This is a genomic window from Streptomyces virginiae (assembly GCF_000720455.1).
Taxonomy (GTDB): Bacteria; Actinomycetota; Actinomycetes; order Streptomycetales; family Streptomycetaceae; genus Streptomyces; species Streptomyces virginiae.
On record NZ_JOAK01000033.1, the window covers coordinates 16,678 to 28,853 of the forward strand.

9 protein-coding genes and 2 tRNA genes are annotated in these 12,176 nt (G+C 73.5%); 1 reads left to right on the plus strand and 10 read right to left on the minus strand.

Features of this window, described 5'->3' with window-relative positions; genetic code table 11:
• Positions 1 to 23 precede the first annotated feature (23 nt).
• From IG86_RS0132790 to IG86_RS0132810, 5 genes are all read right to left on the minus strand, one after another.
• Positions 24 to 97 (minus strand) — tRNA-Lys (locus IG86_RS0132790).
• Between the two features lie 153 nt (positions 98 to 250).
• Positions 251 to 1,933, minus strand: a complete 1,683-nt coding sequence (locus IG86_RS0132795; protein WP_030901835.1) for an AMP-binding protein — start codon at positions 1,931 to 1,933, stop codon at positions 251 to 253.
• Positions 1,934 to 1,959: 26 nt separating this feature from the next.
• Complete coding sequence (locus IG86_RS0132800; protein ID WP_030818877.1) at positions 1,960 to 2,553, minus strand: lytic polysaccharide monooxygenase auxiliary activity family 9 protein; 594 nt, start codon at positions 2,551 to 2,553, stop codon at positions 1,960 to 1,962.
• Between the two features lie 183 nt (positions 2,554 to 2,736).
• A complete protein-coding gene (locus IG86_RS39335) occupies positions 2,737 to 4,395 on the minus strand; it encodes an SPFH domain-containing protein (protein ID WP_244306208.1) in 1,659 nt (552 codons plus the stop codon).
• 968 nt (positions 4,396 to 5,363) lie between these two features.
• On the minus strand, positions 5,364 to 6,731 hold the full coding sequence (locus tag IG86_RS0132810) for a peptidoglycan-binding protein (protein WP_030901839.1): 1,368 nt from the start codon (positions 6,729 to 6,731) through the stop codon (positions 5,364 to 5,366).
• Positions 6,732 to 6,946: 215 nt separating this feature from the next.
• Here IG86_RS0132810 and IG86_RS0132815 point away from each other — a divergent pair.
• A tRNA-Lys gene (locus IG86_RS0132815) sits at positions 6,947 to 7,020 on the plus strand.
• A gap of 64 nt (positions 7,021 to 7,084) precedes the next feature.
• Here the strand turns inward: IG86_RS0132815 and IG86_RS0132820 are convergent.
• The 5 genes from IG86_RS0132820 to IG86_RS0132840 all read right to left on the minus strand — a co-directional run bounded on the left by IG86_RS0132820 (position 7,085) and on the right by IG86_RS0132840 (position 12,176).
• Positions 7,085 to 7,759 carry a class F sortase gene (locus IG86_RS0132820; RefSeq protein WP_030901841.1) on the minus strand — a complete coding sequence of 225 codons (675 nt, stop codon included), beginning with the start codon at positions 7,757 to 7,759 and terminating at the stop codon, positions 7,085 to 7,087.
• A 15-nt stretch (positions 7,760 to 7,774) separates the two neighbouring features.
• The gene (locus IG86_RS0132825) at positions 7,775 to 8,401 is read right to left on the minus strand and encodes a hypothetical protein (protein WP_051785545.1); all 627 of its coding nucleotides are present in this window, start codon (positions 8,399 to 8,401) and stop codon (positions 7,775 to 7,777) included.
• A 130-nt stretch (positions 8,402 to 8,531) separates the two neighbouring features.
• Complete coding sequence (locus IG86_RS0132830; protein ID WP_030818858.1) at positions 8,532 to 9,311, minus strand: HAD-IIA family hydrolase; 780 nt, start codon at positions 9,309 to 9,311, stop codon at positions 8,532 to 8,534.
• Positions 9,312 to 9,436: 125 nt separating this feature from the next.
• A complete protein-coding gene (locus IG86_RS0132835) occupies positions 9,437 to 10,948 on the minus strand; it encodes an alkaline phosphatase family protein (protein WP_276329204.1) in 1,512 nt (503 codons plus the stop codon).
• A 145-nt stretch (positions 10,949 to 11,093) separates the two neighbouring features.
• On the minus strand, positions 11,094 to 12,176 hold the full coding sequence (locus tag IG86_RS0132840) for a 2-aminoethylphosphonate ABC transporter substrate-binding protein (RefSeq protein WP_030901848.1): 1,083 nt from the start codon (positions 12,174 to 12,176) through the stop codon (positions 11,094 to 11,096).

Here is a 12,176-nt window from a genome sequence, read left to right on the forward strand (position 1 = left end):
CCGGAAACCGCCCGAAGGACAGGTGCGCCGCCAGGGACTCGAACCCCGGACCCGCTGATTAAGAGTCAGCTGCTCTAACCAACTGAGCTAGCGGCGCCTGCTGACAGAGAAAATACTACCTGGTCCGCGGGGGTGCTCCAAACCATTACCGGCGGGGGTGCGGGGGCCGCTGCGCGGAGCGCAGTTCCAGCCCCGCCGGCGTTTGAGGCGCGGGGGTTCGGGGGCGGGGCCCCGCAGCGGCGGCGCAGGCTCAGCGCTGCAGCAGGTCGAGGCGACCTTGGGTCTCGTACCGGGCCAGGAGGGCAGTGAGGGCGGGCCCGGACAGTCGCGTGTAGCCCCCCGCAGGGGACCGGTGCCAGACGGGGTCCGCGCAGCGGAAGCCGGTGCGGCGGAGCGCCACGCGGTGGATCTTGTTCGTCGCGGTGACCGGCATCTCCGGGACGATCCGGACGTAGCGCGGGGCCATCTTCGTACCCAGGTCCGGCTGACGGGAGAGGAAGGCCTCGAAGGCCTCCGGGGAGAACACCGCGCCGTCGCGGAGCGAGAGGGCCGCCATCACCTGGTCGCCGGCCACCTCGTCCGGGACGCCGTAGACGGCGACCGCCGCCGCGTCGGGCCAGCGGGCGAGGATGTTCTCGATCACCGCCGCGGCGAGGTTCTCGCTGTCGACGCGCAGCCGGTCGTCGGTGCGGCCCGCGAAGTAGAGGAAGCCCGCCGCGTCCCGGAAGAACAGGTCGCCCGTCCAGTACCAGCCGTCGCGTGTGCGGTCGGCTTCCGCGTCCGGGTTGCGCCAGTAGCCCTCGAACAGGCTGCGGCCCCGGTTGACGAGTTCGCCGATGGCGGCCGAGCCGTTGAGGAGGCGGCCGTCCCCGTCCAGGACGGCCGCCGGGCATTCCGCGCCCGTCTGCGGGTCGACGACCGCCAGGTCGTCCCCCGCGCCCGCCCGGCCCAGGGCGCCCGGCGGGGTGTCCGGGGTGCGCTGGACGGAGGCGCCGCCCTCGGTGGCGCCGTAGCCCTCCACCAGGCGGACGCCGAAGCGTTCGGCGAAGCGGGCGGCGTCCACGGCTCCGGCCTCGGTGCCGAAGCCGAGCCGCAGTCTGTGGGAGCGGTCGTCGGGGCGGGGCTCGGTGGCCAGGAGGTACTGGATCGCCCGGCCGACGTAGGTGAAGTAGGTGGCACCGTAGGCCTGCACGTCGTCCAGGAACGCCGAGGCGGAGAAGCGCCGGCGCAGCGCGACCGCGGCGCCGCCGACGAGGGCGGGGAGCCAGTCGGCGATGACGGCGTTGCCGTGGAAGAGCGGCATGCAGACGTAGTGGACGTCGTCCGGGCCGACGGAGAACTGGCGCGCCAGTGAGGCGCCGGCGGCCGCGAGCCGGCCCTGGCTGCAGACGGCGGCTTTGGGAGCGCCGGTGGAGCCGGAGGTGAAGTAGAGGAGGAGGCGGGAGCCGGGGGCGGGCGCGCGCAGGGCGGCCTCGCCGGGCTTGGCGGCGGCGTAGGGCGCGAGGAGGGCCTCGTACTCCTCGGTGCCGGTGACCAGGACGCGTACGCCGGGCAGGTCGAGACCCCGCAGCAGCGGCAGGTGGGCGGGCTCGGTGATCAGGAGCCGGCAGTCGGTGTGCAGGATGTCGCGGGCCAGCTCGGGGCCGCGCCGGGTGGGGTTGATCCCGGCGACGGCGGCCCCGGCGAGGGCCGCCGCGCCGAGCCAGCACGGGAACTCGGGGGTGTTGTCGAGCAGGACCCCGAGGTGCGGTTCGGCCCCGGCGGGCATGAGGTCGACGAGGAGCGCGGCGCGTGCGGCGGCTTCCCGGGCGTTCCGGTGACGGGTGAGGACGTGCCGTTCGCCGTCCTCGTACATCAGACCGGGCCGGTGGTCGCCCCATTGGCGCGCTATGAGCTCCGCGACGGTTTCGGGTGCTGTCGTCGTCGTCCGCATGCCGCCGGAGGATAGCTGACAGATCGTCAGAACTGAACGTCCGAGCAGGCGTAGAAGGCCATCGGGGTGTCGTTGACGGTCCAGACCGCCAGGATCAGGTGCCGGCCGGTCTTGCCGCTCGGCATGGCGCCCTGGTGGACGGTGGTCATGGCGGGGCGGGCGCCGTTGTAGGCGACGGTGAGGAAGGGCTGGGGTTCGAGGTCGGCGCGGGTGAGGGCCTTGGTGCCGGTCCAGCCGTTCTTGGTGACGTAGTACTTGAAGTCGGTGGTGGAGTGGTTGGCGGTGAATTGCCACCGGAAGGCGTAGCTCTGCCCGCTGGTCACCTTGGTCGTGGGCCAGGCGCCGCCGCGCGGGTTGTCGAGCTCGGCGAACTGCGAGAGTCCGCCGGAACATATCTTGCCGTCGGCGGGGCCGGCGGCCGGGAAGCCCTTGAAGCCCTCGACGCTCTGGGGCTCCCACTGGATCGCGCCGCAGTCGGAGACGGTCTTGTTGGCGCAGAGCTTCTGGCGGCTGATGGGGGTGTCGGTGTAGCCGTGGCTGCTGGCGGTGGGGGCGCCGATGAGGGTGATTCCGGCGACGAGGCCGAGGCCGAGCGCGGCGATGCCGGCCCTTCTGGGCATGCGGATGGGACGCATGATGCTCCTTGAACGTGGGGGGAGTTCGGCGAGAGCGCGCGCGTGTGGGGATTCAGGTCTAGACCAAGTTCCAGATTATTGACGAGAGTTGGCCATGTCCATACCAATGAGGAAACGGGTGGTCCGGTCACTTCCGGCCACCCGTTTCCTGTCGCCCCACGTGTTCCGCTATTCGGTGCGCCCCGTGTAGAAGGCGACCGTGAGGTCCTTCACCAGGGCCTTGCGCTCGTAGTCGTCGAGCTCGACGAGTCCGCGCGAGGTCAGCCGGTGGACGGTGTCGTCGACGGCGTCCACCACCGAGGTCAGCACGGTGTCCCGGTGCTTGGCGTCGATCGCGGCGACCCGGCGGCGGCGCATGGCCTCGGCGACCTCGGGCGCGTACTCGATCCGGGTCGGCTGGGCCGAGTACACCTCGATCCCGACCGCCTCGGTCTCGGCCGCCAGCATCCGGGTCAGCGCGTCCCCGACGGCTTCGGCGTCGCGCAGGGTCGGGGCGTCCTCGTGGAAGGCGTCCGCCGGGAGCTGGGACAGCACGCGGGCCATGGCCGACTCGACCTGCTCGGCGAGGTACTCGGTGTGGTCCGCGACGGCGAGCGTGGCCCGGGCGGTGTCCTTGACCTGCCAGACGACCTGGACGACGACCTGGAGGGCGAGCCCGCCGGAGTCGACGGCGGGCATCGGGTCGCTGCGCCAGTGGCGCAGGCGTACGTCGACGCGGCGGCGCAGCAGGAGGGGGCTGACCCAGGTCAGGCCGGTACGGCGGACCGTGCCGCGGTAGCGGCCGAAGAGGGTGAGCACCCAGGCGTGGCCGGTACGGGCCCGGCCGAGGCCGCCGAGCGCGACGAGCGCGACGATGCCGAGGAAGGCGAGCGGGGGCCAGTGGGTGGCGCGCAGGCCGTGGTAGGCGCGGGGGGCCGCACCGAAGGCGGCGACGAGGGGGGCGGGGACGACCCCGGCCCGCCAGAGCACGGCCGTGCAGCCGGCGAGGGCGAGGCCGCCGACGGCGACCCCGACCCAGCCGGGCAGCACGGGGCCGCGGTGCTCCCGGAGGCGGTCGTCACCACGGGGGACCCGGCGGCCGGGGGCGGGGCGCGCCGGGCGCGCCGGGCCCGGCGCGGGCCGGGGCGCGGGCTCCGGGAGGGGGGCCGATGTGGTGGCGCGGAACGGGAGGTGCACCGGCACCTCGGTGACGGCGGAACCGCGGTGCGGGGCGACGGCCATCGGCAGGTCCTGCGTGTCGTCGTCCTCCTCCATGCCGCGGGTCACCGCCTGGGCGACGATCTCGGCCACGCCGGGCCCCGGCACGGGGTTCCGGGGGCGCGGGGTCGCGGGCGCGTCGTGGCCGGCCCCGGCCCCGGCCACCTCGTGCACCGGCTCGGGCTCGGCCTGCCCCCGCGCGGCAGGCACGGCCACGTCCGCCTCGCCCTCCGCCCGGGGCGAAGCCTGCCCGGCCACGCCGTCGCCTTCCGCCTCCACCGAAGCGGACCCGCCCGCCGGAACGGACCCCGCGCCGAACGGCGCGGGGGCTGCACGCAGCGCGAAGCGGGACACCGGGCCGGACACGCCTTCACCTTCCGGCTCCGCCGAGACGGGCCCGCCCGCCGGACGGGAGCCCGTCCCGGCCTGCGGCTCCACCACCTGGGAGGGTGCCTGCGCGCCGAACGGCACGGGGGCGGCGCCCAGCGCGGAGTCGGGCACCGGCCCGGAGGCCCTATCGCCTTCCGGCTCCGCCGAGGCGGGCCCGCCCGCCGGACGGAGGCCCGTCCCGGCCTGCGGCTCCACCACCTGGGACGGCGCCTGCGTACCGAACGGCACGGGCGCGGACACGCCTGTGCCTTCCGGCTCCGCCGAGGCGGGCACGGCTGCCGGACGGAAGCCAGTCCCGGCCTGCGGCTCGGCCGCCCGGTGTGACGCCTGCGCGCCGAGCGGCGCGGGCGCGGCCGCCGGAAGCGACACCTCCCCGGCACGCGGCCCGGAGCCGGACACCGGCCCGGAAGCGGACGCCGTCGCCCGGGAGCCCGGCCAGGCTTGAGGCTCCGCCGAGGCGGGCCCGACCGCCGGACGGGAGCCCGTCCCGGCCTGCGGCTCCGCCGCACGGTGTGACGCCTGCGCGCCGGGCGGTGCGGGGGCAGCCGCCGGAAGCGGCGCATCCGCGGCACGCGGCGCAAAGCCGGACACCGGCCCGGAGGCCCGGCCGCCCTCCGCCGACGCCACCAGGCCCGACACGCCACCCGAACGGGAGCCCGGTCCGGCCTGTGGCTCCACCGCGCGGGACGGTGCCTGCGCACCGGGCGGCGCGGGCGCGCCCGCCGGAACGGTTCGCGGCTCCACCGCCCGGAGCGGCGCATCCGCGGTGCGGACAGCCGACGCCGGCTCCGGGTCGGCCTCTCGTTCCGCCGGTACGGGGTGGGGTACGGACACCACCGTCGGGTCGGGGGCCGGGTCGGAGGCCGGGGTGTCCTGCCCCGTCGGCAGGGTGCCCGGGGCCGCCGCCCGGGGGGCAGGGGGCGACGCGTCCCCGGCCGGGGCCGGTGACGGGACGGCGTACCCGGCGGGTGAAGCCGGCCCGGCCGACGCCGGTACCGACGCCGCGCTGGGCGTGCAGTGCCGTACCGGCCCGGCCGGCGGCTCCCCGGCCTGCGCCGGAACCGGGGCCGGCACCGGCGCCGGGGCAGGGGTCGGGGCGTGGGCGGTCGTCGCCCAGCCGAAGGTGGTGGGGGCTGTTGCGGCGGCGGGGGGAACGTGGAGGGTGCCCGTCGTCGAGGTGGTGCGCGTGGGGAACATCGTTACCTCCGTCATGCGAACAGCCGGCGCCAGGTTTCCGGGCCCGGGTAGCCGTTGGCCGCGGCCCCGCGCCAGCCCTGCGCGCGCTGGAAGGCCTCGACGTTGCGGCGGTCCGCCTCGCTCCAGCGGGCGCCCGGACCGGACGTGTAGTGCTTGCCGAAGCCCTTCTTCATCAGCTGCCGGCCGAGGGCCTCGACGGCCGGGTGGGACCGGCCCGGGCGGAACACCGCGGCCCCGGGGTAGGCCCGTACGCCGCCCGGTCCGGGCGCCGCGCCCACCGTCGGCGGGATGTTCTTGCCCTGCTTGTCGACGAGCAGGCGCCAGGTGTGCGCGCCCGGAACGCCGTCGGCGTCGGCGCCCGTCCAGCCCTGCGCGCGCTGGAAGGCCTGGGTGGCGAGCTTGTCGTGGTCGCTCCACGTCCGGTCGGCCACCCCTTTGGGGTAGAACCGGTACGCGCCGCGCTCGATCAGCATCCGGCCCAGCTGCGCCACGTGGTCGTTGGTGGCGCCCGGGGCGAACTTGTCCGCGCCGGGGAAGGTCTTGGCGGCGTCGCCCGGCTTCGGCCCCGCCGCCGGCGCTTCGGGGACGGGCGCGGGCACGGGGACGGCTCCCGGGACCTGCGGGACGATGCCGCCCGTCACCCCGTTGAACCGGTACGGGACGTACTTCGCCGAGTTGGTCCAGTACCCGTAGGGCGTGGCCAGCCTCCGCGTCGTGGGGCGCGTCTGCTCGTAGGCGACGTAGTGCGTGCGCGTCTGGTCGACCCAGCCGCCGAAGAGGACCACGTGCGAGCCGTTGTTGGGGTCCGCCGGGTTGTGGAAGAGCAGCATGTCCCCCGGCAGCAGCTCATCCTTCGTGATCTTGGTGGCGAATTTGTCGAGGCTGCCGGTCCACTCGTTCGAGCCGAGGTTCCAGGCCATGGAGACGTAGCCGGAGCAGTCCTGCCGGTACCCGTCCGTCCAGTACTCGGACATGCTGTACGGGACCTGCGCGTCCAGCCACAGCTTCGCCCGGTTGATGATCGTCGTGCGGTCGATCCGCTTCACGGCGCCGGGCCGGCCCGGGGCGCCGGGGTTGCCCGGCTTGCCCTTCGGGCCGTGCAGGGGGGTGCGGCCGCCCTGCGGGCTGCCGGGGTCGTCGAGGGACACCGGCCCGGTGGCCGGTGCGCTCAGGGCGACCGCCGTGGCGCCGCCACCGCCGAAGACCACTCCGGCGGCGGTGGCGAGGACCAGCGCCCGCCGCGCCCCGCGCGCGGCGGGGTGCCCCCCGTCCCGGAGCGGTATGGCGCGGTCCCGGGCGAGGGCACGGCGGCGCTGGGCGCATCCCCGGCACACGCAGTCGCCCGCGGGCTCGTACTCCTCGAAAGCGGGCATCGGCATCTGCACATGCGTCGGGGGCTGCATCGTCATGCGGTTCCGTCCACTCCCCTGCTGTTCCAGTGGTCGACCGGGGCCGCAGCTGATAAAGCATCAGATGCGGTCGGCGCAGACATATCGTGCACGATAAACCCCTCAAACATGGGTTAATCGGACAAGGCGGGCGTGGCTGGTCACGAGCACCCGCGGAGGTGGGGTAGAGTTTTCTCTGTCAGCAAGCGCCGCTAGCTCAGTTGGTTAGAGCAGCTGACTCTTAATCAGCGGGTCCGGGGTTCGAGTCCCTGGCGGCGCACAGACGGAGGAAGCCCCTCACAGCGAAAGCTGTGAGGGGCTTCTTCGTTCCTGGTCACCGATGGTCACGCCGACGTGCCCGGGCGGGCTCCCACGCCCGTCAGGTAGGCGGAGACCACCACGTTCGCCGTGTACTCCTTGGCCGCCTTGTCGTAGGTGCCACCGCAGGTCACCAGCCGCAGCTCCGCGCGGCCCGCGACCCGCGGACCGTACGCCTTGTGCGCGTCGAAGGCCGCGCGCTCGTAGACCCGTACGTCCTCGATCGTGAACTCGGCGACGGAACCGTCCGCCCGCACCACGCGCACCTTGTCACCCGCCTGCGCCGAACTCAGGCCGTAGAAGACCGCCGGCTTGGACCGCGTGTCCACGTGTCCCACCATCAGCGCCGTCCCCGCCGCCCCCGGCTGCACGCCCTGGCCCCACCAGCCCACCGTGCCCGGGCTGTCGTACGACGGCGGCTCGATCGCGCCGTCCTTGTCCAGGCCCCGGGACACCACCGGGGCCTGGATGCCTATGGACGGCACGTCGACGCGCTGCGGCAGGGACCCGGCGACGGGGGCGTGCGCGGCCGGCAGCCCCGCGCCCACCGCCCCGCCGGCCTGCCCGGGAAGCGGGGCCGGCGCCACGGTGAGCTCACGGCCCCACAGCCACAGGCCCAGCACCAGAACCGACCAGGCCGCGAAGGTCAGCAGCCGGCCCCCGGCGGAGGCCTTTGCCTCGTCCGTCCGCCACTCGCTCACGCGACGCCCGTCCCCTCACTCGCCGCTGCGGCGGCGGCGCAGGGTCAGCGCCCGGCCGGCGACGGCCAGCGTGGCCACCGCGGCGAGCACGGCACCGATCACGGTGTGCGGCGTCCCCGGACCGTCGCCCCCGTGCTCCTTCTTCGCCGCGGTGACCAGGCCGGGGGCCTGCGCCGGGCGGTCCGCCATGCCGCCGCCGCCCGCGTGGACGGGCCAGATCGGCGAGGCGTGGTGCGAGGGGTGCCGGTACTCGGAGATCTGGACCGAGCCGGTGAACTTCTCGTCGCCGTCGCAGTACACCCGGACGGCGTGCCATCCGGGCGAGGCGTGCGAGCTGATCATCGCGTCGCCGTAGAGCGGGCTGCGACGCCCGCCGTCCCGCCCGTAGAGGTCCGCGTCCGCCACGAAGACGGCGGACTTGGCCACTCCACGGTTGCCGTCACATCCCTGGACACGCAGCTTGACCTGCGCTCCGGGAGGGGCCGGGCTCGGGTCGACGGCGATGCTGCCGCGGTCTCCGCGGTCTCCGCGGTCTCCGCGGTCCTCCTCGCCCGCAAGGGCGGCGGGCGCGGCCACCGCGGAGCACGCCGCCAGTACGGCGGCCACGGCGGCGGTGCGGACAGCGATCGGAACACTGCGCATGGTGAACCTCCTCGACAAGGAGATTCACGCGCGGTACGCCGCTCCGCATCCGGAGCGGCGCCGTACGTGTCAGCCGTACGCCCCAAACGCGCTACGCCCGTACGGCCCTACGACGCGGGTGCGCACCCCGTCAGACCAGGTCGACCAGATCCGCGATCGAGGCGACCGTCTTGGTCGGGCGGTACGGGAACTTCTCGGTGTCCTGCTCGGTGGTCAGACCGGTCAGGACGAGGAAGGTCTGCATGCCCGCCTCCAGACCGGCCAGCACGTCGGTGTCCATCCGGTCGCCGATCATGGCGCTGGTCTCGGAGTGCGCGCCGATGGCGTTGAGGCCGGTCCGCATCATCAGCGGGTTCGGCTTGCCCGCGAAGTACGGCTGCTTGCCGGTCGCCTTGGTGATCAGGGCGGCGACGGCGCCGGTGGCCGGGAGCGGGCCCTCGGTGGAGGGGCCGGTCTCGTCGGGGTTGGTGCAGATGAAGCGGGCGCCGGCGTTGATCAGGCGGACCGCCTTGGTCATGGCCTCGAAGCTGTACGTCCGGGTCTCACCGAGCACCACGTAGTCGGGCTCGTGGTCGGTGAGGATGTAGCCGATGTCGTGCAGGGCGGTGGTCAGACCGGCCTCGCCGATGACGTACGCCGTGCCGCCCGGGCGCTGGTCGTCGAGGAACTTCGCCGTGGCCAGGGCGGAGGTCCAGATGTTCTCGACGGGGACGTCCAGGCCCATGCGCGACAGGCGGGCCTGGAGGTCGCGGGGGGTGTAGATGGAGTTGTTGGTCAGCACCAGGAAGGGCTTGCCGGACTCGCGCAGCCTCTTGATGAAGGCATCGGCGCCGGGGATCGGGGTGCCCTCGTGGATGAGGACCCCGTCCATGTCGGTGAGCCACGATTCGATCGGCTTGCGCTCTGCCACTGGACTGCTCTCCGCTCTCGCTGACCTGCGACCTCGACTGCTGGTCTGTACCACCTGTTCCCCACCCTATCCGGGCCGGGCTGTGGGCGTCCCTGCCGTCCACAGCCCGGACTCCGGGGGCCGGATCAGCCCAGTCGGACGTTGTCGACGGTCCAGAACCAGTTGTTGTCGCCGCTGTAGCGGAAGCGGACCTGGACGTCGGTGGCGCCGGCCGGGACCTGGAGCGCGAGGGACTCGGCCTTGGCGACGGCGTCGGCGGTGTAGGTCTTCACCACCGTCGGGGCGGCGCCGTCGTAGGAGACCAGGACCTGGGCGGTCTGGCCGGCCTCGTGGCGGTAGTGCGTCTGGAAGGTGAGGGTGCGCGTGCTGCCGCCCGCGACGGCCCACTTGGGGGTGACGAGGGTGGAGTCGAAGGTGCCGGTGTGGGCTTTGTCGTCCCACTCGTCGGAGTCGGCGACGGCGAAGACGTCACGGGAGCGGACGTTCAGCTCGCGCCACTGGTCGCGCTGCGACTGGGTCCAGAACTCGTCGGTCGCGAAGGCCCAGCCGGCCCATTCGGTGACACCGCCGGTACCCATCTTGGAGTTGTCGAGGGACCAGCCGGCGGGCGGGGTGTGCGTGAAGCCCTTCACCCCGGCGGGGATGCCCGTCTCGTCCACGCGGGCCTGCAGGCCCGGGCGTACGGTGTCGAAGGGGTCGGTGCCCGGTGCGCCGAGCGGGGCGCCGTCGAGGCCGGAGGTGCTGACGCCGACCTGGGCGAGGGCGGTCGCGGCCACGTCGGACAGCTTGACGTCGTCACGGACCGAACCGGCCGGGATCCCGGCGCCCTTGGCGATGACGAAGGTGCCGCGCTCGGCGGTGGTCGAGCCGCCGTGGCCGCCGGAGGGGGTGTGGCCGTGGTCGGTGGTGACCAGGACCTTCCAGTTCTCCTGGCCGTAGGTGGGGCGGTTCTGGACGGCGGTGAGGAGCTGGCCGACCAGGGCGTCGACGCGGGCGACGGCGTCGAGGTACTGCTGGCTGGCGGCGCCGTAGGAGTGTCCGGCGGCGTCGATCTCGCCGAGGTAGACGAAGGCGGCGTCCGGGTTCTGGCCGCGCAGTTCGGCGGCGGCCGCGGCGGCCACCTTCGGGTCCTCGCCCCGGTAGCCGTCACGGTCGCCCTTGAGGGAGAGGCGCTTGTCGACCTTGGCGGAGAAGATCGGACCGTTGTGGTCGGTGGAGGTGATGGGCTCCCAGTCGGCGGCCGCGTAGGTGTTGAGCGCCGGCTTGGCGTTCTCGATGCGGGTGAGGAAGTCCGGGTGGGCGGCGTAGTTCTTCCCGGTGAAGGAGTTGTCCTTCACCCCGTGCTTGTCGGGCCAGACCCCGGTGGCGATGGTGGACCAGCCGGGGCCCGAGGAGGTGGCGGCCATCGGGTTCGCGTAGAGGGGGCTGCGGGCGGTCAGCCCCTGGGCCATCAGGCCCTGCAGGTAGGGGGCGTTGGCGGCCTTGACGCGGTCCAGGACCGCACCGTCGACGCCGATGACGAGGACCTTGTCGGTGGTGGCGGCCGCGGCGGCGGGGTGGGCGGAGAGGGCGGCGAGCAGGGCGGTGGCGGTGGCGGCCGCGGCGAGGATGCGTCCGGCGGGGACGGCAGGGGACACGAACTCCTCCGGGAGTGATCGTGGGAAAGGCGCTGGGGACGTGCGCCGGGCCCGGACCGGAGGTGCGGTCTTCGGTCCAGACCCGTTATGTACGGGACACTCTGCCCGGCGTGGGTGACCGGGAGGGTGACCTGGAAGCAACCAGTCAGCTTCCGGTTGCCGACTTCCACGCGTCCACGTAGGCGGTGAAGTTCTTGTCGATGTCCGCCCAGTCCGGCTCGAAGATCTCGACACCCGTCATGAGCCTGGTGAGTTCGACGGCGTTGGCGTCGGTGGGCTTGACGTCGGTGCGGGCCGGGAAGCCGCCGCCGACCTCGCTGACCAGCTTCTGCGCCTCCTCGCCGAGCAGGTGGTCGAGGAGCTTCCTGCCGTTGTCGGAGTGCGGGGCCTTGGCGACCAGGCCCGCCGCGTAGGGCAGGGCGAAGGTGGTGGGCCTGCCGCCCTCCTTCGCGGGGAACCAGATGCCCAGGTTCGGCATGGACTTGGACTGTGCGAAGTTCATCTGGACGTCGCCGTTGGCCACGAGCAGCTCGCCCTTGTCGGTCTTGGGCGCGAGCTTGCTGGTGGAGGAGGACGGGCCGACGTTGTTGGCCTGGAGCTTCTTCAGGTACTCCATCGCCGGCTCCTTGCCGCCGAAGTCGTGCATCGACTTGATGAGGACGGCGGTGCCGTCGCCCGCGACGCCCGGGGTGGAGTACTGCAGCTTGCCCTTGTAGCGGCCGTCCAGCAGCTCTTCCCAGGTCCTGGGGGCCTCGGGGAGTTCCTTCTTGTTGTAGACGAAGCCGAAGTAGTTGTTGACGACCGAGGTCCACTTGCCGTCGGTGGACTTGTCCGCGCCGTTGACCTTGTCGGCGCCCTGGGGCACGTAGGGCTGGAGCAGGCCCTTGCCGTCGGCCTGCTGGATGAAGGGCGGCAGGGTGATCAGTACGTCGGCCTGGGTGTTGGTCTTCTCGCGGACGGCGCGCTGCACCATCTCGCCCGAGCCGCCCTCGACGTACTTGACCTCGATGCCGGTCTTCTTGGTGAAGTCGGCGAAGACCCGGTCGTACCAGCCGTCGCCCTTCTCGCTCTTGAGGCCGTCGGCGCTGTAGACGGTGACGACCTTCCCGGCGCCCTCGGAGTCGGCCGGGCCGGCCGGGGAGGATCCGCCGCAGGCGGTGAGGGACAGGGTGAGGGCGAGGCTGCCGGTGACGGCGGCGGCGCTGCGGAGCGCGAGCGTTCTGGGCAT